General features: G+C 59.3%; 19 protein-coding genes and 1 pseudogene. 3 read left to right on the forward strand and 17 right to left on the reverse strand.

All coding sequences use genetic code 11. The features are described 5' to 3' along the window. Nucleotides 1-7: 7 nt before the first annotated feature. From ACOKCT_RS05000 to glaH, 7 genes are all read right to left on the reverse strand, one after another. The gene (locus tag ACOKCT_RS05000; RefSeq protein ID WP_420193216.1) at nucleotides 8-805 is read right to left on the reverse strand and encodes an HNH endonuclease; all 798 of its coding nucleotides are present in this window, start codon (nucleotides 803-805) and stop codon (nucleotides 8-10) included. Nucleotides 806-930: 125 nt separating this feature from the next. Continuing rightward, on the reverse strand, nucleotides 931-1,263 hold the full coding sequence (symE, locus tag ACOKCT_RS05005; RefSeq protein WP_420193217.1) for an endoribonuclease SymE: 333 nt from the start codon (nucleotides 1,261-1,263) through the stop codon (nucleotides 931-933). 305 nt (nucleotides 1,264-1,568) lie between these two features. Beyond that, complete coding sequence (gene csiR / locus ACOKCT_RS05010) at nucleotides 1,569-2,252, reverse strand: DNA-binding transcriptional regulator CsiR (RefSeq protein WP_420193218.1); 684 nt, start codon at nucleotides 2,250-2,252, stop codon at nucleotides 1,569-1,571. Nucleotides 2,253-2,297: 45 nt separating this feature from the next. Continuing rightward, complete coding sequence (gene gabT, locus ACOKCT_RS05015) at nucleotides 2,298-3,581, reverse strand: 4-aminobutyrate--2-oxoglutarate transaminase (RefSeq protein ID WP_420193219.1); 1,284 nt, start codon at nucleotides 3,579-3,581, stop codon at nucleotides 2,298-2,300. Nucleotides 3,582-3,598: 17 nt separating this feature from the next. Continuing rightward, on the reverse strand, nucleotides 3,599-5,047 hold the full coding sequence (gene gabD / locus ACOKCT_RS05020; RefSeq protein ID WP_420193220.1) for an NADP-dependent succinate-semialdehyde dehydrogenase: 1,449 nt from the start codon (nucleotides 5,045-5,047) through the stop codon (nucleotides 3,599-3,601). Nucleotides 5,048-5,070: 23 nt separating this feature from the next. Then, on the reverse strand, nucleotides 5,071-6,339 hold the full coding sequence (lhgO, locus tag ACOKCT_RS05025; protein WP_420193221.1) for an L-2-hydroxyglutarate oxidase: 1,269 nt from the start codon (nucleotides 6,337-6,339) through the stop codon (nucleotides 5,071-5,073). Between the two features lie 11 nt (nucleotides 6,340-6,350). After that, nucleotides 6,351-7,328 carry a glutarate dioxygenase GlaH gene (gene glaH, locus ACOKCT_RS05030; protein WP_420193222.1) on the reverse strand — a complete coding sequence of 326 codons (978 nt, stop codon included), beginning with the start codon at nucleotides 7,326-7,328 and terminating at the stop codon, nucleotides 6,351-6,353. Between the two features lie 348 nt (nucleotides 7,329-7,676). Between glaH and ACOKCT_RS05035 the strand changes: the two genes are divergently transcribed. Then, complete coding sequence (locus ACOKCT_RS05035) at nucleotides 7,677-9,158, forward strand: APC family permease (RefSeq protein ID WP_420193223.1); 1,482 nt, start codon at nucleotides 7,677-7,679, stop codon at nucleotides 9,156-9,158. Nucleotides 9,159-9,191: 33 nt separating this feature from the next. After that, on the forward strand, nucleotides 9,192-10,616 hold the full coding sequence (gene patD / locus ACOKCT_RS05040; RefSeq protein ID WP_420193224.1) for an aminobutyraldehyde dehydrogenase: 1,425 nt from the start codon (nucleotides 9,192-9,194) through the stop codon (nucleotides 10,614-10,616). 90 nt (nucleotides 10,617-10,706) lie between these two features. On the opposite strand, the gene ACOKCT_RS05045 is transcribed toward patD, so the two are convergent. From ACOKCT_RS05045 to ACOKCT_RS05060, 4 genes and pseudogenes are all read right to left on the reverse strand, one after another. Then, nucleotides 10,707-11,528, reverse strand: a complete 822-nt coding sequence (locus ACOKCT_RS05045; protein WP_420193225.1) for an alpha/beta fold hydrolase — start codon at nucleotides 11,526-11,528, stop codon at nucleotides 10,707-10,709. Nucleotides 11,529-11,558: 30 nt separating this feature from the next. Continuing rightward, nucleotides 11,559-13,169, reverse strand: coding sequence for an MFS transporter (locus ACOKCT_RS05050; protein ID WP_420193226.1), 1,611 nt, complete (start codon nucleotides 13,167-13,169; stop codon nucleotides 11,559-11,561). Next, a complete protein-coding gene (locus ACOKCT_RS05055; protein WP_114317152.1) occupies nucleotides 13,166-13,576 on the reverse strand; it encodes a DoxX family protein in 411 nt (136 codons plus the stop codon). Before ACOKCT_RS05055 ends, ACOKCT_RS05050 begins: the two co-directional genes overlap by 4 nt. A 5-nt stretch (nucleotides 13,577-13,581) precedes the next feature. Further along, a pseudogene (locus tag ACOKCT_RS05060) lies at nucleotides 13,582-13,935 on the reverse strand (amidohydrolase); the annotation flags it as partial. 21 nt (nucleotides 13,936-13,956) lie between these two features. On the opposite strand from ACOKCT_RS05060, the gene ACOKCT_RS05065 reads away from it, so the two are divergent. Beyond that, the gene (locus ACOKCT_RS05065; RefSeq protein ID WP_420193227.1) at nucleotides 13,957-18,429 is read left to right on the forward strand and encodes a trifunctional serine/threonine-protein kinase/ATP-binding protein/sensor histidine kinase; all 4,473 of its coding nucleotides are present in this window, start codon (nucleotides 13,957-13,959) and stop codon (nucleotides 18,427-18,429) included. On the opposite strand, the gene ACOKCT_RS05070 is transcribed toward ACOKCT_RS05065, so the two are convergent. The 6 genes from ACOKCT_RS05070 to ACOKCT_RS05095 all read right to left on the reverse strand — a co-directional run bounded on the left by ACOKCT_RS05070 (nucleotide 18,421) and on the right by ACOKCT_RS05095 (nucleotide 24,390). Then, nucleotides 18,421-19,038 (reverse strand): response regulator transcription factor, encoded by a 618-nt coding sequence (locus ACOKCT_RS05070; RefSeq protein ID WP_039030554.1) that lies wholly within the window; start codon nucleotides 19,036-19,038, stop codon nucleotides 18,421-18,423. The two genes, ACOKCT_RS05065 and ACOKCT_RS05070, sit on opposite strands and share 9 nt — an antisense overlap. Before the next feature lie 167 nt (nucleotides 19,039-19,205). Then, nucleotides 19,206-20,513 carry an McrC family protein gene (locus ACOKCT_RS05075; RefSeq protein WP_420193228.1) on the reverse strand — a complete coding sequence of 436 codons (1,308 nt, stop codon included), beginning with the start codon at nucleotides 20,511-20,513 and terminating at the stop codon, nucleotides 19,206-19,208. After that, nucleotides 20,510-22,555, reverse strand: a complete 2,046-nt coding sequence (locus ACOKCT_RS05080) for an AAA family ATPase (RefSeq protein WP_420193229.1) — start codon at nucleotides 22,553-22,555, stop codon at nucleotides 20,510-20,512. The genes ACOKCT_RS05075 and ACOKCT_RS05080 overlap by 4 nt, the downstream gene beginning before the upstream one ends. A 134-nt stretch (nucleotides 22,556-22,689) precedes the next feature. Beyond that, nucleotides 22,690-23,076, reverse strand: a complete 387-nt coding sequence (locus ACOKCT_RS05085; protein ID WP_114316009.1) for a VOC family protein — start codon at nucleotides 23,074-23,076, stop codon at nucleotides 22,690-22,692. Nucleotide 23,077: 1 nt separating this feature from the next. Next, entirely contained in the window at nucleotides 23,078-24,235 is a 1,158-nt protein-coding gene (locus ACOKCT_RS05090; protein WP_420193230.1) for an MFS transporter, read from the reverse strand. Continuing rightward, complete coding sequence (locus ACOKCT_RS05095) at nucleotides 24,232-24,390, reverse strand: hypothetical protein (RefSeq protein ID WP_168194500.1); 159 nt, start codon at nucleotides 24,388-24,390, stop codon at nucleotides 24,232-24,234. Before ACOKCT_RS05095 ends, ACOKCT_RS05090 begins: the two co-directional genes overlap by 4 nt. Nucleotides 24,391-24,479 lie beyond the last annotated feature (89 nt).

A 24,479-nucleotide genomic window follows, 5' to 3' on the forward strand; every position in this document is an offset into this window, starting at 1 on the left:
TGGCGATTCATCCTGAATCGAACAACGTATCAATATGAGCAGCCAGCATGATGCCATTGTGCGGGTCCAGTCGTTCCTGAGCCGTCCGGCAGTCAGACCAGGGTTTAATGTGGCTGGCTCTCAGCAATGGCTGAAAGCTAATACCCGTTACAGGGCAAGCCGGATAAAGCTTAAGACAATCAGCGCGGAATGCACCTTGTCCAACTCTGGCCTGGATCAATGACGTTCGGGTGGTATCGCTAAGAGATAAATCTTTATTGATGATGTTGAGATCTTGCTGGATCAGATCAAAACGATCGAACGGGTCTTCGGCTTCCGCAATGTGCTCTGCTGTTTCAAAACCAAACTCATGGGACAGCTCAGAGCATAATTCTGTAGGTAAATATTGTCCCATTACCTGCTGCGCCAGTATATCAATCAATGACAACTGATTTTGTAACAACGAAAAGGAGGTAGCATCAAAGCCCCCTGACAGATTGCTATCTAAAACTTCTTTCAGTGAGGGTTCTACGGGGCTTTCGAGCAAGGAATCATTCACGCATTCCAGTGCCCAAAACCCATCGTTCTTTAAACGCCAGAAGGGCATAAGAACTTCATACTTGATCCGTTTAGGTCCGTAGCGCTTCAATAAATCGCGAAGCTGTTGCTGTATCTCAGTTTCAAAATGGAAAAGCCGTCCATGACCTTTCTTGTATTGAGAAAGAACATAAAGGATGAGCAATGGCTTATTCAGCGCTGGTGCATTGTCGTACCAGGCTGTTTTCATTTGGGCAATTTTGTGACTCAGGGATTTTGCGATAGTCATGTTTCTGTTACAGGAGCCAGTAGTTTCTGCGATGATGCTCGCAAAACTCTACCCGATCAACCTACCAGCTTCTCACAAGCAACAAAAAAGGCGCCCACCGACGCCTTAATCATTCATTCGCTATCTTAAACCTTTCGAAGCTTCCCGGAGATCACCCCAACAAAGTCCATCACCTGCTGTTGCTTCTGGTCCGACAGTTGGCTCACCTCACGCATCAGCTTCTCCATCTCCGGTTCTCCCTGTCGGGAGGTGAGGATCATACAGCCCTTCATCACCTTCACGTCCACCTTCGTTCCGGTGCTGAATCCAGCTTCATTTAGCCACAGGCCTTTCATGATAAACGCCGGGATGCGGGTGTAATCTCCATACCGCGTCGCATAACTTACGGTAAATACCCGGTCGTCAGCGGCAAAGACTTCTGGTTGCAGTGATTCTGCAATACAATCGATATCAGTCATGATTACTATTCGCTATTCATAGTGATTGTGATGAGCGATACGGGCATGTTGGCGCATGCCCGTATTGCGTTAAATAACACCTGTAAATCTAACCAGTAAATAAAAATAAGTCCAGATTAATATAAAACGTAATAAGCGCGTTTAGACTGCTTTTAAATATTAATAATGATGAATACAAAAAATGTTTTTAATTTATATGGCTTAACTGCAACGGGGAAATTAAAGGTTTTGTAATAAATATGCGGACATTGCACCTGAAAACTGGCAATAAACGGATAGTGCCCTTTTTAAGATGCATTTAACTTTCAGGTCGCCAGACCCACCCCCATCGCCCCCCGAATAATCGGAATCGGCGTCAGCAAATGCTGATACATCAGTTCCCCCGCCTTATCCGCATCCCGCGCCAGCACCGCGTCCATCAGCTTCTGATGCTCCACATGCTTCTCCTCCAGCATCGCAACAGACAAAACCGTCTTCCGCAGCCACACATACCGGTACCGCGCCGCCAGGTCGAACAGCCGCTCCCGCATCTGCATCAGATAGTGCGACCCACACCCCGCCACAATCGCAGTATGAAACGCCTGATGCCGCTGGTCCCACTCGTCCAGCATCGTCTCGCTGGCGTCGCGGGATTCCAGCTTGTTCAACAGATGTGCCCGGGCGAGCAGCTCCGCTTCCCACTCTTCGCCGCCGCGCGCAATGGCGAGGCGGACCAGCATCGCCTCCATGTTGGCGCGAGCATCAAAGATATCAAGCAGCTCCTGTTCGGACATGGGCGCCACCCGGTAGCCTTTCTGGTTAATGACCGTGACCAGCCCCTCGGCAACCAGCTGCGACAGCGCTTCGCGCAGCGGGCCGACGCCCAGCTCATAGCGGGAGGTCAGCAGGCTCATGCGCAGCTTCTCATCTGGCTGATAAACGCCGCGGATAATGTCGTTCTTCAGCCAGCGGTAGCCGTCGATGGCCGTCGCCTGGGAAATGATGGTCATGGTCCTGCTCCTTGAATATTGCCCGGTTGGCACCGGGCATAAAGATTAACCCTGCTTCGCCTCGTCAAAACACTCGGCGATAATCGCCAGCCCCTGCTGAAGCTGCGCCTCTTCCACGGTCAGCGGCACCAGGATGCGCAGCACGTTATGGTACGGGCCGCAGGAGAGCAGGATCAACCCCTTGTCCCGCGCCCGGGCCACAATCTGCGCCGTCAGGGCAGCGTCCGGTTTATGGTGGTCGCCCTCTTCAAACAGCTCGATGGCGATCATCGCCCCCAAGCCGCGAACGTCGCCGATCTCCCGGTGTTTTTCAGCAATAGCCAGCAGCCCTTCACGCAGGGTATTGCCCAGTTTGTTGGCTTTGCCCAGCAGATCCTCCTGCTCGAACACCTTCATCACCGCCAGCGCGGCGGCGCAGGCGATGGGGCTTCCGGCGTAGGTGCCGCCCAGCCCGCCCGGGGCGATGGCATCCATCACGTCGGCGCGGCCGGTAACGCCCGCCAGCGGGAAGCCACCGGCAATGGATTTGGCGAAGGTGGTGATGTCCGCCGCCACGCCCATCTGCTCCATGGCGAAGAAGGTGCCGGTGCGGCCTGCGCCGCTCTGCACTTCATCGGCAATCAGCATGATGCCGTGCTCGTCGCACAACGTGCGCAGGCGCTGCATAAAGGCAGGGGAGGCGGCGTAGAAGCCGCCTTCACCCTGGACGGGTTCGATCACGATGGCGGCGATATCTTCCGGCGCGGCATCGTTCTTGAAGATGCGATGGATGCTGGCGATGGCGTCGTCATCGCTGATGCCGTGCAGGGCGCAGGGATAGAGGGCGCGGTAGACGTGGCCCGGCATCAGCCCCATGCCCGCCGAGTAAGGGTTCACTTTCCCGGTGAGCGACAGGGTGTAGTGGGTGCGGCCATGGTAGGCCCCGGTAAAGGCGATGGTGCCGTTGCGCTTGGTGGCGGCGCGGGCGATTTTCACCGCGTTCTCCACCGCTTCGGAGCCGGTGGTCACCAGCAGGGTCTTTTTCGGGAAATCCCCCGGCACTTTCTGGTTCAGGGTTTCGCAAAGCTCCAGATAGGGTTCATAGGCCAGCACCTGGAAGCAGGTGTGCGACAGCTTTTTCAGCTGCGCTTCTACGGCGCTGACCACCTCCGGGTGCAGATGCCCGGTGTTCAGCACCGCAATCCCCCCGGCGAAATCAAGATACTCACGGCCTTCGACGTCCCACACCCGGCAGTTCTCGGCGCGGGCGGCAAAGATGGGGTGGATCTGGCCCACGCCGCGAGGGATGGCATTGCTACGACGCTGCATTAATTCTTTATTGCTGCTCATTTAAATCTCCTGAAAGATTAAAGGCCGATGCACATATATTTGATTTCTAAGTAATCTTCGATGCCGTATTTAGAACCTTCCCGACCCAGGCCAGAGGCTTTAATGCCGCCGAACGGGGCCACTTCGTTAGAGATAATGCCGGTGTTGATCCCGACGATGCCGTACTCCAGCGCCTCGCCGACGCGGAACACGCGGCTTAAATCGCGGGCGTAGAAGTAGGCGGCGAGGCCGAACTCGGTGTCGTTAGCCATATGGATCACGTCCGCCTCATCCTTAAAGCGGAACAGCGGGGCCAGCGGGCCGAAGGTCTCTTCTTTCGCCACTTTCGCATCACCGGGTACATCTACCAGAATAGTCGGCTGGAAGAAGTTGCCGCCTAATTTATGCAGCGATCCACCGGTAGCCACGCGGGCGCCTTTCTCCACCGCGTCGGCGATGTGTTCTTCGACTTTCTCCACCGCCTTGCCGTCAATCAATGGCCCGATAGTGACGCCCTGGGTCAGGCCGTCGCCAATCTGCATTTTTTCCACGGCCTGCTGGAGTTTTTCGGCAAAGCGGTCGTACACGCCCTCCTGCACGTACAGGCGGTTGGCGCAGACGCAGGTCTGCCCGGCGTTGCGGAACTTGGAGGCCAGCGCCCCTTCCACGGCCTTATCCAGATCGGCATCGTCAAAGACAATAAAGGGGGCGTTGCCGCCCAGCTCCAGCGAGACCTTTTTGATGTCCTTCGCGCACTGGGCCATCAGCTGGCGGCCAATATCGGTCGAGCCGGTAAAGGAGAGCTTGCGCACCAGCGGGTTGCTGGTCAGTTCGTTGCCAATGTCGGATGCCGAACCGGTGACCACGTTAAACACGCCTGCCGGAATGCCCGCGCGGCTCGCCAGTTCGGCCAGCGCCAGGGCGGAGTAGGGGGTCTGGCTGGCGGGTTTGAGGACCATGGTGCAGCCTGCCGCCAGTGCCGGGCCCGCCTTGCGGGTGATCATCGCCGCCGGGAAGTTCCACGGGGTGATGGCCGCCGTCACGCCAATCGGCTGCTTAATCACAATCAACCGCTTGTCCGCCTGATGGCCCGGAATGGTGTCGCCGTAAACGCGTTTCCCCTCTTCGGCGAACCACTCTATAAAGGAGGCGGCATAGCTAATCTCGCCTTTGGCTTCGGCCAGCGGTTTGCCCTGTTCGAGCGTCATCAGCTGGGCCAGATCGTCCTGGTTCGCCATCATCAAATCGAACCAGCGGCGCAGAATGTTGGCGCGCGCTTTGGCGGTGAGCGCGCGCCAGGCGGGCAGGGCGCGGTTCGCCGCCTCAATCGCCTCGCGGGTCTCACCGGCACCCATTTTCGGGACGCTGCCCAGGGTCTGACCGTTCGCCGGATTGGAAACGGCAATCGTCTCGCCGCTGTGCGCGTCGCACCACTCTCCTTCTATATATGCCTGCTGACGGAATAAGCTGGGATCGTTGAGTTGCATGATAGCTTCCTGTCTCAGAATGATTAACGGGTATAGGCGGCGTGTAGTGTCTCCACGCTGCAGGCTGCCCGCAGCGCGTGGCCGGGGTTGTGCTGACTGGCGAGCAGGGTCTGGACCTTGCTGACAATATGCGCCCCGATGGGGATCGCCGAGGTCGCCGCCGGTGAGGGCGCATTACAGGTATGGATGGTGCGCGGCGTGGTGACAAATAAAAAGTCGTCGATGAGCTTCCCTTCTGGCGAAACTGCCTGCGCCCTCACACCCGCAGGCCAGGGATGCAGATCTTTCAGGGTCAGGCTCGGGCAATATTTTTGCACCTGGCGCAGGTAGCCGCTTCTGCACAGGGAGTTTTTCATCTCGCCTAAGCCCGAGCGCAGGTTGTTTTGTAGCACCCGGCGAATGCCCGTTGAGCCCAGAATTTCCAGCATATCGGTGAGGGAGAGATCGCTCTTGCGGTAGCCCTCGCGCTTAAAGGCGAGCACCGCGTTGGGCCCCACCGTGACGCTGCCGTCGATCATCCGGGTAAGGTGTACGCCCAGGAACGGCATGGCCGGATCGGGGATCGGGTAGATAAGGTGGTTCACGATCTGATTGTGCTCCGGCGCCAGGCGGAAATACTCCCCGCGGAACGGACAGATAATAAAGCCGGGGTCGATGCCGAGCATTTTCACCAGCCGGTCGGCCATCAGCCCGGCGCAGGCAATCAGGGTAAGGGTTTCAAACTCGCGCCCGTCGCGGGTATGAATGACAACGCCGCTGGCGTGCTCCTTCAGGGCGCTGACCTCAGCGTTGAAAATCACCTCCCCGCCTTGTTGCTGGAAGCGTTTTGCCATCGCCGCTGCCACCTCGCGATAGCTGACGATCCCGCTGGAGGGGACAAAAATCCCGCCCAGCCCGGTGATGTTGGGCTCGCGCTCGCGCAGTTCGGCAGCGCTCAGCCACTCGCGCTCGATCCCGTTGGCGGCGGTGCGATCCCACAGTGCCTGCATCCGTGCCATCTCCAGCGGGGAGGTGGCGACCAGCATCTTGCCGCAGGTGTCATAGCGAATAGCGTTCTCATCGCAGAAGGCTTTGGTGGCCCGGTTCCCCGCCAGGCAGAACTGCGCCTTCAGGCTGCCGGGAGTGTAATAGACCCCGGCGTGGATCACCCCGCTGTTGCGCCCGGTCTGGTGGCAGGCCGGGCCAGCCTCCTTCTCCAGCAGGGCGATGCGGGCATCCGGGTAGAGCGCAATCAGCTGCATGGCGGTCGACATGCCGATAATGCCGCCGCCGGTAATGACAAAATCATACATCCGCGCTATCCCTACTGATGAGTCTGATAGTGGGTGGTGGCATAGCTGATATACCCGCGCTGACGCATCAGCTCCCGGCGCAGATCCGGGTGCGGGGTGAAGCGATCCCGGCCATGTAGCCAGAACATATTGTTAATCAGCAGGAACTTACCCACCGGGACCGGAATGGAGATGATGTTTTTGCTGCCCTCCAGCGCGTCAGAAAGTTCGCTCAGCCAGACACCCTCTTCAAAATCTTTCGGCTGTACGAACTGGTCGATATAGCGCATCACCGGGCGCCCCTGCTGGTCAACATCGAACACCGGGTGGAACACATCCTGAGAGACGTTTTTGCTCGGCGGTGCCGTCCAGCGCAGCGGGCGACGGGCCAGCGGATGGCTGAAGAATTTATCCAGCGCTTCCCAGTCGTCGAGGTGCAGCAGCAGGGAGTTGCCGCCCTGCATGTTCTGTTCGTCGATTTTCATCATCAGCACGTAGTCGGTCACTTCGTCGACGAAGGTGCCATCGTTGTGCAGCTCCAGCACGCGGTGGGGCTGGCGCAGGTAGCTGTCTGAGTTATCGACGTTTTTCACCGTAAAGCGGGCGTAGTACTGGCCGCTCATGGCGTCGTAATTGGAGCGGCCGATCAGGTGCGCCACCGCGGTGGCAATCTTCACCATCTCGTCCGCCTGGGCGACGTTATCCACCCCGTCGGCGGAGATCAGCAGGGCACCTTGGTCACGGCTGAGCAGGGTGTTCAGCAGCAGGGGCTGAAGCTGGTTGCCGCACAGGTCATCGAGGATCTTCGCCACCCGAAAGCGCAGGAAGGATTTGTACTCCAGCGCCTGGATGGGCCACTGCTCCACCTCCCGCAGGAACTGCTGCGTGACCTCCGCAGAGAACGTCAGCTCCAGCAGGCGCGGAGACTGTGCGGAGGGCGCAATGCTAAAACCGGTGATGGTCCGGGCTAACGCCTCGTCGGGCTGTTGTACGGCGGTCAGTGCATTCATCAGAATCAATCCTCTCAGAAAGTATTCAGGGAACGGGGTGTTTCGTAGCCATAAATTAAAAATATCTACGTTTTTGCAAAATGGATTTATTCAGGGGAGATTGTTTGAATTCTGTGATACAGGCAGGAAAAACAGGCGAAGTGGTCGGGAAAATACGCTCTCAGGTCGCTATCTGATCGCACTGGCGTGATGCGCCTCACGGAAAATGTTGGTTAACCATAACAAAAGCGTGACATATCCATACAAATCTTAACAAATCGCCCGGGCGACGCTGTACGGCCTTCAGGGGCTCTTCTATACCTTGATTCGTGTTACCTGCGACTCAACCACAACACAGAGAATAAACGTATGGAACAGACTTCTGGCAAGAAAAGTGAAGCTATTCATAGCGATAATACACAGCAATTTCACCGCTCCATCGGCCTTATCTCTAATTTTTCGCTCGGATTTACCTACCTCTCGCCGCTGACGGCGGTCTACTCCCTTTTTGCCCTGGCGGTGACGCTGGCGGGGCCACCGGCTATCTGGTGGATCCCGATTGTCGCCTGCGGGCAGTTGCTGGTGGCGTTGGTGTTTGGCGAAGTGGCGTCGCAGTATCCGATCACCGGCGGGTTGTACCCGTGGGCGCGCCGTCTGTGGGGGCGAAAATATGCGTGGATCGCCGCCTGGATCTACCTCTGGGCGCTGGTGGTGACCATCACCTCGGTGGCGGAATATACCGCCACCTTCGTCGGGTCACTGTTCGGTTTTGAAACCTCGGCAGGCAACATGCTGATCACCTCGGTGGTGCTGCTCCTGATGATGATGGCCATCAATATGTCGGGCACCAAAAACCTCGCCCGGGTGGCCCGAATTGGCTTCTGGTGCGAGATCGTCAGCGTGATTGCGCTGGGGATCTACCTGCTGATTTTCCACCGCGCGCAGCCCTTCTCGGTGGTCTTCGACTCGATGGGCGTGATCGCCAAAGATGGCAGCTACCAGCCGGCGTTTATGGCGGCGGCGCTGATCGGCCTGTTTATGTTCTTCGGCTTTGAAGCCTGCGGCAACGTGGCGGAAGAGGTGAAAAACCCGAGCAAGAAGATCCCGCTGGCGATGATCCTGAGTATCGTCTTTGGCGCCATCTCGGCGCTGATCTCGATCCTCGGCTATCTGTTGGCCTCCCCGAATCTGATGAACATCGTCAACGGTCAGATCGCCGATCCCATCCCGGCGATCCTCAATGAAGCCCTGGGGGAAACCGGCGCCACGGTGTTTATCATCATCGCGGTGATCGCCATGCTGTCGTGCATCCTGTCGCTACAGGCCGCGTTGAGCCGCCTGATCTTCTCCTTCTCCCGCGACCAGATGCTACCGGGTAGCGCCTGGATGTCGAAGCTGTCGAAAAACAGCGTCCCGGACAACGCGATGATCGTCAGTTGCCTGTTGCCGGTGCTCATCTGTGTGTGGGTTTACTTCCAGCCGGATAACCTGGCGCGCATCACCGCCTTTGCGGTTATCGGCATCTACATTTCGTTCCAGATGGTGGTGCTGGCGGCGCTGCGCCAGCGGCTGAAAGGCTGGAAACCGGCCGGGGAGTGGAGCGTCGGCGGCTGGGGCATGCTGGTCAATATCCTGGCCCTGGCCTACGGCCTGTGCGGTATCTGGCTGCTGGCCCAGCCTGCCGAGAGCGCAAGTTTTATCGACCGCTGGACGGTGCTGGTGGGGCTATCGGTGGTGGTGATCTCCGGCCTGATTTACATGGCGCTGGCCCGTCCGTTCGGGCGCTCAAACGCGCCGGAAAACGACGCGATCGAGCATGCAAAACGCCTTAACGCAGGACAATCTCTGTAATTCACTCAGACCATAAAAACAATGGAGTCGGCTATGCAACACAACTTACTGATCAATGGCGAACTGGTTGCGGGTTCAGGTGAGATGCAACCCGTGTACAACCCGGCTACCGGCGAGGTCCTGCTGGAAATAGCCGAAGCCAGCCCGGAACAGGTGGACGCCGCAGTGCAGGCGGCCGATCGCGCCTTCCGTACCTGGGGCCAGACTACGCCAAAAGCGCGCGCCGAGTGTTTGCTGAAGTTGGCGGAGGTGATTGAGCAGAACGCCGATACCTTTGCCCGTCTGGAGTCGCAGAACTGCGGCAAGCCGCTGCACTGCGTGCTGAACGACGAGATCCCGGCCATTGTCGATGTGTTCCGCTTCTTTGCGGGCGCCACCCGCTGCCTGAACGGTCTCGCCGCCGGGGAGTATATGGAGGGGCACACCTCGATGATCCGCCGCGATCCGGTGGGCGTTGTCGCCTCCATCGCCCCCTGGAACTACCCCCTGATGATGGCGGCGTGGAAGCTGGGCCCGGCGCTGGCGGCGGGCAACTGCGTGGTGCTCAAACCCTCTGAGATCACCCCGCTTACCGCCCTGAAGCTGGCCGAGCTGGCGAAAGATATCTTCCCAGCAGGGGTGATTAACGTCCTGTTTGGCCGGGGGAAAACCGTGGGCGACCCGCTGGCTGGCCACGACAAGGTGCGCATGGTCTCCCTGACCGGCTCCATCGCCACCGGGGAGCACATTATTTCCCATACCGCGCCGTCGATTAAGCGCACCCATATGGAGCTGGGCGGCAAAGCGCCGGTCATCGTCTTTAACGACGCCGATATCGACGCCGTCGTTGAAGGCGTTCGCACCTTCGGGTTCTACAACGCCGGGCAGGACTGCACCGCCGCCTGCCGTATCTATGCGCAAAAAGAGGTCTATAACACGCTGGTGGAAAAACTGGGCGTCGCCGTCGCCAGCCTGAAAATGGGCGCACCGGACGATGAAACCACCGAGCTGGGCCCGGTCAGCTCCGCCGCCCATCTGACCCGCGTCAGCGAGGCGGTAGAGCGCGCCAAAGCCCTGCCGCACATCCACGTGGTCACCGGCGGCAATGTGGCGGGCGGCAGCGGGTATTACTATCAGCCCACCCTGCTGGCTGGCGCGAAGCAGGAGGATGAGATCGTCCAGCGCGAGGTCTTCGGCCCGGTGGTGAGTGTGAGCATGTTTGACGATGAAGAGCAGGTGCTGGAGTGGGCCAATGATTCCCGATACGGGCTGGCCTCATCGGTCTGGACCCGGGATGTGGGCCGCGCACACCGCATGAGCGCCCGCCTGCAATACGGCTGCACCTGGGTGAACACCCACTTTATGCTGGTGAGCGAAATGCCGCACGGCGGGCAGAAGCTCTCCGGCTACGGCAAGGATATGTCGATGTACGGGCTGGAGGATTACACCGTGGTGCGGCACGTGATGGTGAAGCACTAACCGGCATTGCCCGGCGGCGCTCCGCTTGCACGGGCCTGGGGTTTTATTTCGTAGGCCGGGTAAGCGTAGCGCCACCCGGCGTTTAACCACTTACAGCGACTTCACAAACGTCAGCAGGTCTTCATTCAGTTGGTCCTGATGCGTCAGCGCAAAGCCGTGCGGCGCGTTGTCATACACCTTCAGCTGTGCGTTGCCGATCAGCTCCGCCGCCACTTTGCCGGTGGTTTCGAACGGTACGATCTGGTCGTTGCTGCCGTGGATCACCAGCGTCGGCACGTCGACTTTTGCCATATCCGGGCGGAAGTCGGTCTCGGCAAAGGCGGTCACGCAGTCCAGGGTGCCTTTCAGCGAGGCCAGCAGAGCGATGTTCAGGGTCTGGGTCAGGCCGCCTTCAGAGACTTTCTGCCCGGCGTTGAGGCCGTAGAACGGGGTGGCGAAATCGCTGATGAACTGGGCACGATCTTTCAGCAGCCCGTCACGAATGCCGGCGAAGACTGACTGATCCACACCCTGCGGATAAGAGTCGGATTTACCGAAGATCGGCGTTACCGCACCCAGCAGCGCCAGGCCAGCCACGCGGTCGGTGCCGTAGGTGCCGATATAGCGGCTCACGTCGCCGCCGCCCATGGAGAAGCCCACCAGGGTCACGTCACGCAGATCCAGCGCGGTGATCAGGTCGTTGATGTCCGATGCGAACGTGTCGTAGTCATAGCCATTCCACGGCTGATCCGAACGGCCAAAGCCGCGGCGGTCAAAGGCGATGGCGCGAAAGCCGCGCTCGGCCAGATAGTTAAGCTGGCTGTCCCACATGTCGGCATCCAGCGGCCAGCCGTGGCTGAACAGCACCGGCTTACCTGCACCCCAGTCTTTGTAGTAAATCTGCGTGCCGTCTTTCGCTTTAATCGTCGCCATAGTCTCTTCCTCAAAAGGTTGTTTTAGGTTTTAAACCGGCGCCACCAGATAGCGGGTCGCCGGGGGTGCATCGCCCTGATGAAAAGCCAGGACGCGGCTTTGCAGCAGGTGGTCATTCATGGTGTGCCGCTCCTGCAGGCGCAGGTGTTCCACCCACGATCCCAGCAGGAAGGTCTCGATATAAAGGCCCGGCCGGTCGATATCTTCATACACCGCCCAGCTGATGGCCCCCGCCCGGCGGCGTACCCGGCGCAGCTCGTGTACCGCCTGCAGAAAATCGGGTACCGCTTCGGGATCGACAAGGTACTCACAGGAGACCAGCACCGGCCCGCGCTCGTTGGGGATGTTCTCCCGGGCGTCGTCGGCGATAAGCCCGCTGGTGTCGAGGTTCAGATTGGGATCTTTCTCCAGCTTCCAGCGCAGCACCGTGGCGCTCGCCAGTAGCATCCCGATCGTCGCCACGCAGAGTGAGGTGGCGGTGTTGACGTGCGAGGCGATCTGCCCCCAGATGGCGCTGCCCGCGGTCATCGAGCCGAAGAAGACCGTCAGATAGACCGCCAGCGCCCGGGCCTTCACCCAGCGTGCGGCACTGCGTTGCGCCCCCAGGTTGAGGGTGGAGAGCACCGCGATCCACGCAAAGCCGGTAAAGAACTCAAACAGGTTCAGCAGCCAGAAGTGGCGCACAAAGGCCAGGGCCAGCATGGTGAGGGCGAAGACCAGGCTTGCCGCCACCATCAGTTGGTCGGCATTGAGGCGCTGACGCAGACGCGGCAGCAGCACCGCCCCGGCAATCGCCCCCAGACCGATACAGGCCAGCATGATGCCGTACCCCGCCGGGCCGAGGCCCAGCTCCCGGCGTGCCACCAGCGGCAGCAGCGCCCAGCCCGCGCTGGCGAAGACAAAGAACGCCACGGTACGAATTAAGACGTTACGCAGCACCGGGGCGGCGTGCACATAGCGCACCCCGGCACGCACCGCCGAGAAGAAGTGCTCCGGCGGCAGGCGCTGCACCGATGCCGCAGGTTTCCAGCGCCACAGCACCCAGGCTACGCCCAGCACCGACAGGGCGTTGAGCAGGAATACCATCCACGGCCCCGCCAGCGAGAGCAAAAAGCCCCCCAGCGCCGGGCCGATGGCGCGGCTGATGTTCACCCCCAGCGAGTTCAGCGCCACCGCCGGACCCAGCTCCGCCTTGCTCACCAGATCCGGCACCACCGCCTGGAACGGCGGCGAACTCATGGCGCTGCCGACGCTCAGCAGAAAGGCTGCCACCAGCAGCACCGTCGGGGTCACCTGGCCGGTAAATGACAGCACCGTCAGTCCCGCCGCGGCGATAAATACCCACAGCTGGGAAAAGAGCAGGTACTTACGCCGGTCGACGATGTCCGCCATCACCCCGGAGGGCAGGGCGAAGAGGAACATCGGCAGGCTGCTTGCCGCCTGCACCAGGGCGATATCCAGCGGATCGGCGCCCAGCGTCAGCATGCTCCAGTTCACGCCGACGTCGCTCATCCACGAGCCGACGTTCGACACCACCGTGGCGATCCACAGCATGCGGAATACTCGCTGGTGCAGCGGCTGCCACGTTGAGATCGCCGGGGCAGGCGGATGTTCGATGTGCGCGTCGGTCACCTGGGTCATGCGAATCTCTCCGTGGCACGTGTACGCAGCCGCCAGCCACCGGGGCCGGTGATGGCCAGGGTGGTGAAGATGATCAGCAGCAGCCAGCCAAACTGACCTTCGGCGATCGACCAGCCCGGATGCACTACCAGCATCGCCACCAGCAGCACGGCGATGATTGGCACGCAGGCCAGCCGGGTCGCCACGCCGAACAGGATCAGGATCGGGCAGATCACTTCGGCAACGATCGCCGGGATCAGGCTGAAGTACGGCCCGAAGCCAAAGGGATCTTCGATCCGCGTCAGTTCTTCGCTGAAGTGCAGCACTTTCGGCAGACCATGCACGTAGAGCAACAGCAGGCTGCCGGTGATGCGCAGGAAGAACAGCCCCAGGTCGATCCGGGGCAGGTTGGGTTGAGTTGAGTTCATCATGATCAGAACGCGAAGCAGCTGCAGCCCAGCGCTCCCCAGAAGGCGTTATCGTCGGCCACCGGCATCTCTGCCGTGCGGGCAAAGTCGTGCGAATGGTTGTGCACCCCGCACGGACCGCTGCAGTGGTGCGCAGGCTGCATCCCCACGCGGGCGGCCTGCGGTGGCGCGCTGCGGTAGTGACCCGGCACCTTGACCACCGGGGACCACTCCGGCAGAACCGGAATGGCAGGCGGCGCCAGCGGGCCGAAGCTGCCTGCGGCGTAAACGATGTTGCCATCCACCACCGTCAGCACCGACTCGATGCCCTTGATCTCCTCTTCCGCCACGCGGAAGTAGTCTTTGCTCAGCACCGCAACGTGCTGCTGGCGGTAGGCAAGGTGGATCAGTTTTCCCCCACGCTGCCCTATGCCGCCCTGAGCTCAGCCTTTCGCACCCTGGTGCTGCACCTGCTGGGGCTGTCGGCAACGGAGGTGACGCAGTGGAAGATCCGCCTGTCGCGGGAGCTGGAGGGGTATGAAGAGCTGGCCGTCAGCCTGGTGCCGGAGCTGCGGCTGCTGCTGGAGAACAAGCCGCGCTTCTCCAGCGACAGCTTCTCCCTCGATGCCCGGGCGCGCTTCAGCCATATGGTGCTGGCGCTGGTGAAGACCTTCGCCAGCGCGGGCTGCCCGCTGGTGCTGCTGCTGGATGATATCCACTGGATCGACGCCGCCAGCCTGCAAATTCTGGAGTACCTGCTGACCAACGCCAGTAACGTGCCGCTGCTGCTGGTGGTGGCGCACCGGGATGTCTGCCCGGTGCCGGACGCAACCCTGAATCAGCAGCTGGCGAACCTGCACCGGGCCTCGCGCAATACCACCGAGCTGCGCCCGGAGCCGCTGTCGGTGAAGGCGGTGTCGCGCTGGCTGGCGAGCATCTTCCATACCCGCTCCGCCAGCACCGCGGATCTGGCCGGGCTGATCCACGAGAAAACCGGCGGCAATCCGCTGTTTGTTCATGAGTTCTTCCGCCGTATCGTCGATGACGGGCTGGTAACGCACAACAAATATCAGGATAAGTGGCACTACGATCTGCACGCCATCCGCACCCGGCACTACACCGAAAATGTGGTCACGCTGGTGCTCCAGCAGCTGGAGGAGATGCCCGAAGAGACCCGTCGGCTGCTGGGCAGCATCGCCTGTCTGGGCGGCAGCGGCGAGCTGGAGATGGTCTGCCGGGTGGTGTCGATGTCGGTGGCGGAGATCCGCTACGCCCTGCATCCGGCGGTGACGGCGCAGCTGATCACCCTCAGCGACGAAGGCTATGCCTTTACCCACGACCGGGTTCAGGAGGCGGCCTTCGCCCTGCTGGATAACGCCGAGCGCAGCCGCCTGCACCTTACCACCGCCAGCCTGCTGGCGGAGTCGGCCCGTCAGGCGGCGGGTAACGAGATCCTGTTCCGCGCCGTCCACCACGTGACGGCGGCGCTGGACAGCATTCAGCCTGCGCCCCAGCGCCAGATGTTCCGCGAGCTGAGCCTGCTGGCCGCCCGCCGCGCCCGCCGCTCGGGGGATTATCTGTCGGCCCTGAGCTATATCCAGACCGCCCGGGCGCTGGGCAACGCCGGATCGGCGCCCGAGAGCGCCAGCGACTTTATTCTCGACAGCGAAGAGGCGGGCTGCGAGTTTGCGCTGGGCAATCTCGAGGCCACCCGCAGGCTGTGCGACCGCATTCTCGGCTCCCCCGGCGGGCTGGCGGAGAAAGCGCTGGCGGCCAACCTGCTGGCCGAAGTCTACATGCGCCAGTCCGACAACCGGCTGGCGCTGGAGGCAGCCCTCTGCTGGCTGGCGGTGTTTGGCATTCATGTCAGCCGCTTCCCGGAGACCGCCGAGTGCGACGAGGCCTGGCAGAGCCTGTGCAACCGCGTTGGCGAGAACCCGCAGGACCATTTTAGCCGCCTGCCGCTGATGAAAGATGGCGACACCGAGGCGGTGATGAACCTGCTCAACAGCGCCAGCCTGTTCGCCAGCTTCACCAGCTCGCGCCTGCATTTCATTCTACTGTGCCGGATGATGCACCTGACCCTGGATCACGGCATCACCGGCGCCTCCACCACCGCGATGGCGTGGTTCGGAGTGCTGATTGGTCACCGCTACGCTGAGTATCGCCTCGGCTTCCAGTACGGCACCCTGGCCCGGGAGCTGGTCAACCGCCACGGCTACGACGCCTTTGAAGCCAAAACCCTGCTGGCGCTGGATCAGCTTAGCGTCTGGACCCAGCCGCTGGGCTACACCATTGAGTGCGCCAAGGCCTGCTTCACCTCCGCTGTAACCCACGGCGATATGACGGTGGCCTGCTTCGCCGCCTGTCACCAGGTGATCAATTTCCTCACCCGAGGCGATCATCTCGACGCGGTGCTGATGAGCATTGAGCGCGGACTGGCCTTCGTGCGCAAAACCCATTTCCAGGACGTGGAGGCGATCCTGCTGATGCAGCGCTACTATGTGGAGCACCTGCGTACCCCGGTGAACGGGCAGTGGAGCGCCAGCGAGGTGCTACCGCAATCCCTGCTGCCCGGAGCTACAGAGCAGGCTCCGGAGCAGACCTCCACCATGCTGTTCTGGTTCTGGCTCTACCGCGGCATGGCCCACTTCGCCTGCGGCGAGTTCCCGCAGGCGGCAGATAATCTGGCCCAGGCCGGGCGCTTTGCCTGGTCCGCCCCGGGCCATATCCACCTGCTGGACTACCACCTTTACAGCGCGCTCACCCTCTCGCAGCAGCTGACCCCGGAGACCTTTTCCGCCGATCTGCGCCGTCAGATCCACCGTCATTACGACAAGATCGCCCTCTGGGCGCGGATTAACCCCGGCACCTTTGCCGATAAAGAGGCGTTGATCTACGCCGAGATCGTGCGCCTCGACGGCATGAACAGCATCGCTCTCGAACAGTACGAGAAGGCGGTGCGCCTGTCGCGCGAAGGGGGCTTCAACCCCTTCAACGCCCTGGCCCACGAGCTGGCGGGCCGCTTCGCCCACGCCTGCGGCTACACCACCGCCGCCGAGGCCCACTTCCGCGGGGCGATGACCGCCTGGGGCCGGGCCGGGGCGCAGTCCAAAATACGCCAGCTGGAGCGGGATTTCCCCTATCTGCTGGCCCCCGGCCAAGCCAACGCCTGGGACACCGTGGCCTTTGCCCGTAACGAGGAGATCCGCGACTTACAGAGTGTGATCAAGGCGTCGCGCGCCCTGTCGGAAGAGATTAACCTCGAACGGCTGATCGAAACCCTAATGACCATCCTGCTGGAGCGGGCCGGGGCGCAGCGTGGCTTTTTAATCCGGGTGAATGACAACAATATCCCGGAGATCGAGGCCAGCGCCAGCGCCACCACCGACGGGGTGCAGGTGCAGATCCGCAAAGAGGTGCCGACGGCCACCGAGATGCCGCTGACGGTACTGGCGGCGGTGATCCGCACCGGGCAGGAGATCCACACCGGCAAACCGGAAGAGTTCCACCCCTTCAGCCAGGACCCGTATCTGGTCACCTCCGGCGCGGCGGTGATGTGCGTGCCGATGTTCAAGCAGGCGCGGCTGGTGGGGGTGCTCTACCTGGAGAATCGCCTGATGCCGGAGGTCTTTACCGTCGAGCACTCCCGGGTGGTCAGCCTGCTGGGGGCACACGCCGCCATCTCGCTGGAGACCGCCCGGCTCTATGCCGAGCTGCTGGAGGAGAACCAGCAGCGGCGTCGGGTGGAGAAAGAGCTGCGGGCCAGCCAGACCTCGCTGATGCTGGGGGAGCAGATCAGCCATACCGGCAGCTGGCGCTGGGAGCTGCAGCAGGATCTGATGTTTATGTCGGAGGAGTATGCCCGCATTCTGGGCTTGCCGGAGAAGCAGAAGATGATCTCGATGGCGGAGTTTCTGACTTTCGTGCATCAGGATGACTATCCGCGCATCAGCACCCTGGTGACCGAGAGCGTGCGCGACGGCCTGACCATGCGCGCCGAGTTCCGCATTATTCGTGGCGACGGCGCCGTGCGCACCATTCTGGGGATTGGCGATCCGGTCGGCGTGGGCAGCGAGGTGAATGAGTATTACGGCATCATCACCGACATCACCACCCAGCGGACGGCGGAAGATGCCATGCGGGTGGCGCAGGCCGAGCTGGCCCGCGTCTCCCGGGCGACCACCGTCGGGCAGTTAACCTCATCCATCGCCCACGAGATCAACCAGCCGCTGATGTCGATTGTCGCGAATGCCGGAGCCAGCCTGCGCTGGCTGAACCGCGATCCGGCCCGGCTGGATAAGGCCAGGCTCGGGCTGGAGGAGATTGTCTCCGAGGGGGAGCGGGCAGGGGAGATCATTCGCAGCCTGCAGTCCCTCACCCGCAAACAGGATCCGGCCTTTGCCCGCATCGATCTGCATCATCTGGTGCGGCACATCATCACCCTGTCGCGCAGCGAGCTGGAGCGGCGGAGCATCAGCGTCAACTATGCCCTGGCGGCGGCAAACAGTTTTGTTGTGGCTGACAGCGTGCAGATCCAGCAGGTGCTGCTGAATCTGGTGATGAACGCGGTGGAGGCGATGGCCGAGATCAAAACGCGGCCCGGTATGCTGCTGCTCTCCACCTCGAACCCGGAAGGGGGCGGGATCACATTTGAAATCGCCGACAGCGGTACCGGCATCGCGCCGGGGCAGACCGAGCGTATCTTTGACTCGTTCTACTCCACCAAAGCTCAGGGGATGGGGGTGGGGCTGACCATCAGCTACAGCATTATCGAGCGCCATCGCGGCAAGCTGACGGCCCGCAACCGCGAGCCGTACGGCTCTGTCTTTGCCTTTACCCTGCCGCTGGCGGAGGGCGAGACGTCACTCTGAGGGCTGGCTTCTGGTCAGGCGCTCCGCGGCCCTGACCAGATCCGCCAGCGAGCGGGCCTGCATCTTCTCCATCACCCGTCGGCGGTGGACTTTGACGGTGATTTCACTCACCCCCAGCTCGGCGGCGATCTGCTTGTTCAGCATCCCGCTGATCGCCAGCTGCAACACCTCCTGCTCCCGCGGCGTCAGCGAGAGATGGCGCTGCTTCAGAGAGTACTGCTCCCGCAACTGCAGGGCGTTCTCTTCCGCCAGCTTCAGCGCGTCGCCAATGGAGTTCAGCAGATCGTTCGACGCCACCGGCTTGGTGAGAAACTCATACGCGCCGCCCTTCATCGCCTTCACCGTCATCGGAATGGTGCCGTGGCCGGTAAGATAGATTATCGGGATCTCGCGCCCGCTGGCCTTCAGGGAGTCCGCCACTTCAAACCCGCTGATGGTGGGCATCTGCATATCGAGGATCACGCAGGAGGGCACATCTTCAAAGGTGTGTTGCAGAAAAGATTCTGCCGAGGAGAAGTCGAGGGCGTTCAGCCCCGCGGATTCCAGCAGCCCGACCACGGACCGCCTGACAGCGTGATCATCATCAACGACATAGACAATGTGTTCCATTAATAGCCCCAATGTTTCAGCCTGACAGAGATGAGAGGATTTTCGCTCAGCGTGCAAGCTACCTCCCTGACGATCAAACGAGTATGGCGGCAGCTTTCGAACGCAATTACTCTAACACATTAATTCTCATTATCATTTAACAATATGATAACTATATGAAAGGCGAATTATTGCAGGCTCAGCGCATCGGGTAGCCGCAGCTCAGACGCTTGCAGGGTTTCGCCAATATAAAAGGGTACAATCCATAAGCGTATACCTGTATTGCAAAATTCGTAGGGCATTTGCAGCGGCTGATTAAAATGATCGTGTGCAGGGTAAATAAGTAACATATCCCCGTTGCCCTGTAGGTAGTTCACCCCGTATGCCAGCATCTGAACGAGATCGTCCCGGGACTGATCGAGCTGAGCCTTACGATCGTCCGCAATTTTCCATTTAATATCGCAAATGATTGTCGCTCCAGCGCTTCCCTCTCGCGGCCTTAATTTGATGTCGGGCCAAAGAGCAAAGAGTTCATCGCTGTTGAATCGCACCAGTTTATGTTCATAGACTTGTGGCTCCACATGCCAGCTGTGGCGATAGTGATGACGCATCCATGCCGTGACAAAAGACTCAAATACCGCCTCCATTGGGAAAAGCAGAGAGATGGCGCTGGATTCCCCCTGCATACAGTGAGGCGACTGACCCAGCAGGATCAACCGGGCCCAGGCGAGTGCATGTTCGTAATGGTGCATATGGCGATCCAGCCGCACCTGGTCGAAGGCAACGCGAACATCGTTGATAGACGGGATATCTTCAAAGTGTGCCTGCAATGGGCGAAGTTGCTGCAAAAGTTGTGGATGGCGCGTCTGGCGATAGACCTTAGCAAGCGCGGTTTTCAGGATGCAATTTTCCGGGCGTTCAACGTTGTACTCATCAAACTCAACCTGAAAACGATCCTTTCTTACACAATTTTTGCTGAGCTGGGCGGAGATCTGCAATTTTCCCTTCATCCACGGCAAATTATCCTGAAGACGCAAATAGTCTCGTTTGAGGCCCTGACGCACAATTTGCTGTACGCTATCGATAAATTGCTGAATAAACACATCCAACAGCGGCATTTTTGAGGTCCTGATGCTGGATGTGGAGGTAGCAATATGGCGAAAGGATTTTAGCGTACGCAGCATCATCAGGAGCTGTTGACGTGCGATGTCGACATTCTCTTCGCTGTGTCCAGTTTTTGGCAGCACTTCAATAAAGCTATTGCCGGGCAGGGCGATCACCCCGGCATAATTCTTTACCTGAAGGGTCTTTACACCACCCCGGCTACGTAAAGTAAGCAGGCGATGCGTGTTCTCCGCATCATCCCTCAGAGCGCGCTGCTCAAGCCACTCAAACAGGCGAGCGGGCAAGGCGACCGCATGAGCTACGCGGTCGCTATCTTTTTCACTTACCAGGTGTCCGTATTCGAAGACGGTAAAATGTTGTCGGGAACTCATTCCCCGTTACCTTTGCGTAAAGCATAAATTTGCTGCCAGGCGAGTGGGTTATTCCAGATGTCGTCATCTTCGTCAGCCAGCAAGAAACGGGAGCCGATCTCTTGCAGGTCGTTAGTGCCACTCATGCCGAAGAGGTCAGCGAACTGTTTCTGATCTTTTACCTCGCGGATAAATTGCAGTTGTTCGTCTTTCTGGTTATCGCCCAGCACCATGCGGATCTTTTGCCAGTCATTATAGAAGTACTCTTCCAGCAGCGGCAGAACCTTATTTCTCATGATCCGCTTGAGTCTTGCAAAGGCCAGTTCTTCGTCTTCTCTGGCCTGCACAACCGGGATGAAAAAGGCGTGACCCAGCGTATGTTCGCTGTCATACAGTACCTGGATGCGGTCATTTAGGGTTTGCAGCAGGCGCGGCAGATTTATGCCCTTAACGATGGTATTAGCCAGAACATCAATATCTGGCAGCATGGCTTCAAATTCGAACCGGCGTCGCAGGGCGGTGTCCAGCGCAGTGAGAGAGCGGTCGGCGGTATTCATAGTACCAATCAGATAGAGATTATTTGGCACGCTGAATGAGGTGGCGGAGTAAGGCAGCATAGCACTAAGCGCTTCAGGCTCTCCGGCGCGTTTAGAAGTTTCAATCAGCGTGATCAGCTCGCCGAAAATTTTAGAGATATTGCCACGGTTAATTTCGTCAATAATCAGGACGTAGTTTTGTCGTTTTTCAGGCGTCTCCTCAGGGTTTAAGGATATTTCGCCCTGATCAACCAGATAGTTAATAATGCTGCGTACATATGAAGGATTATGTACTTCAGCCTTCGGGTTTTGGTAAACCAGACGGATGTCTTTGAGGTAGGCATTATAGCCCTGGCCTAAATCATCTTTTTTCGATTGCGACGGGAAGATCCCAAAGGTAGTCTGGCTCTTATAAGTCAGCTGGAAAGGTTTTCCTCGCTGCGTTTCAAGGGTAATGCTCTCGCCTTCTGCCAGACGCCCTTGCAGACGGGCAAGCGCTTTATCAAGTTTTAGCTGAGCGCCTGCGTGACCGAATGCGGCATCCTCACAGATTTGTTTAAAAATACCCGGTTTGATTTCATAGCGAATATTACCGTCGTCAGTGGTCTCCGCTCTTAACCCCTCAATAAACTCCTCGTAGCCGAAGCTCTGATGGAAAGTAATAAAACGCACCCGTTTTTCATCAATCAGTCGGTCGTAGATTTTTTTTAGCTCGCGACGTTTTTCGGTTTCATCTTTACCAAACTGCTGCAAGTACGCTTCGGGTTCGCAGGCACGCACGGCCAGGGCAATAGTGCGATAGGTTTTACCGGTACCAGGCGGGCCATAAAGGATGGTATTTTTCGGCAGTTGCGGAGTGCTCACTTTTTCGTCCTGCTCCTCCTCTGAGAAGGTCATGTCACTGCCGAGTGTCGTGATATCATTTTTTTTCTCAATCACCTGGTTATAGAGATGCCAGAGTGACATGTTAAGTTCGATAGGATCGACCTCATCACCCAATGCTCTATGCAGCGCTTTTTTGAGATCCAGATTACGTACAAACCATTCCTGCTCCTTTGGAAGTCCGAGCTGAAAATGGTTATTGCAGTAGTTATAGCTACTGAAAAAATAACTGACGTTGACGACATTAGTGATTTGCTGAGGATAAAAGGCTGCAAAGGCGCGATGGCACAATGCCAAGTAAACTTTGTTCAGCACGCCGTCAGCTTTCAGCTTGTTCAGGCGTTTAATTACCTGTTCGTAATTGTCCAGGGAACACTCTTTAGCTATCTGACGGGTAAGTGCGAGAAGCTGTTTTTGCGCAGATTCGAATTCAAACTGGGACATGCCGCCCTGTTTCAGGCTTGAGATACCATTGCTGCGTTCATACCAGATCTGTCGGATCGTATCCGCACTAAAATTGGGGTTTTCTGCCTGAATCTTGTCAACAAGTTTGCGGTAGCGCTTACCCCATTCCGGGCTATACCGATCGTTTTTTGCAATGTGGGCGTTGAAGAAAGGGGCTAACGCAGATGAATCCTGAACCATGACGCACTCCATGTGTAGGGTAAAGAAATTAAGATAATCCGTATCTTATAGGATTTATCTGAATTGCGTCACTGCCTGTTCAGGGGAGGCAGTGACGAATTATCCGGTTGTGTTTCAGTCCTGAATGCGCTGTCTCACTCCCCCACCAGCTCAATACGGTTCCCGTCCGGGTCCGCAATGACCGCTTCATAATAGCCATCACCCGTCATCCTTGGGGCGCTCAGCAGCGTGTTATTCAGCCGCGCCTGCTCCGCCATCCGATCCACATCCGCCTTGCTGCCCACGTTCAGGGCAATATGCGCCCAGCCGACAAACTCCGGGTGCGACGGGCGATCGGGCAGATCGGGCACCGTCATTAGCTCGATGGTCGGCCCGTCGGAAAGCGTGATAAAGTGCGATTCAAAGCCCGGACGGTTTTTACTGAGGTAGCGTTCGTTACGCTGGCCGCCAAATATCGTCTGCCAGAAGTGGACCTGCGCGTCCAGGTTACGGGTCCAGAGTGCCACGTGTGCAATATTCATCTTATCCCTCGCTGTGGGCGGGTTGAGAGGCGGTGACGGTCACGGAGAGCAGTGCGACGACCAGCATCAGCACCATAATGACCATAAACGCCTGGGTTAAAGAGGTGGCATGCGCCACGAAACCGATAATCGCGGGCCCGGCGAGCACGCCGAGATAGCCCAGGGTGGTGATGGCCGGGACGGCGACCGCCTGCGGCATGCGGGTCTGACGGCCAACGGCGGAGAACATCACCGGCACGATATTGGCGCAACCGGCGCCCACCAGCACGTAGCCCAGCAGTGACAACTGCCACTGCGGGACAAAGGTCACCAGCGCAAACCCTGCGGCGGCCACGATGGCGCCCCCCACCACGGCGCGCAGCGCACCGGTGCGGGCGATCAGTTTATCGCCGGTTAGGCGGAAAAAGGTCATCGCCACCGAGAAGCAGGTGAAGCCCAGCCCGCCCAGCGACTCCGGCACGCCGCGCACCTCGGTCAGAAACACCGCGCTCCAGTCCAGTACCGTGCCTTCGGCGAGAAACACCGCAAAGCAGATGAGGCCGATCAGTAGCACCACGCCCCGCGGCACCGCAAAGGCCGGGCCAGAAGCGGGATTGGCCCAGGGCAGCAGCCCTTTCAGGCTGAAAGCGAGCATCAGGATAACGCTCAGGATGATGATCAGGCAGGCGATAAAAGCGCTGGCTCCGAGGGTCAACAGCAGGGTCATCGCCCCCGCACCCGCGATGCCGCCCACGCTGTACATGCCGTGAAAACCAGACATCACCGGCCCGGGGGCGTCGCGCTCAACGATGATCGCCTGAATATTCATGGCGCAGTCCGTCACGCCGACCCCCACGCCAAACAACAGCAATGTGGCGGCGAGCAGGCGTGGATCCGGGATGATAGCAAGCAGTGGGGTAGTGAGCAGGACGATCGCCATCGCGGTGATAATCACCCGGCGGCAGCCGTAGCGGCTGGTCAGCATCCCGGTGAGCGGCATCGCAATTAACGCCCCCATCCCCAGACAGAGCAGGAGCGAGCCAAGCGTGGCCTCGTTAACGTCGGTGTTGGCTTTGGCGAAAGGCACCAGCACCGCCCAGGTGGCGGTCACGTAACCGGCAATAAAAAAGACGATCCGGGTGGCAAGCCGCTGGACGGCTCCGGTGGTCTGAGAGGTCATTTCACATCCTTATCAGGTTTCAGTAACGGGGAGGCAGGCGTCTTGCGCTGCACCGTTTCCCCGGCGCGCGCATCTGCGTTCACAGGTTCAAACAGGAAGCCGTCATAGGGCTGAGTGGCGGGCACCTGCTGATGGTAATCATCATCGCGCTTCATTGTGACGCTCCGGTTGTGATGGCATGGATTGACAGAGCAGGCGTTCATGCAACATTATGCGCACTGTTGCTCGATTTAAATCCAGAGAA

The sequence above is a fragment of the Leclercia sp. M-A074-M genome (assembly GCF_965195605.1).
Taxonomy (GTDB): Bacteria; Pseudomonadota; Gammaproteobacteria; order Enterobacterales; family Enterobacteriaceae; genus Enterobacter.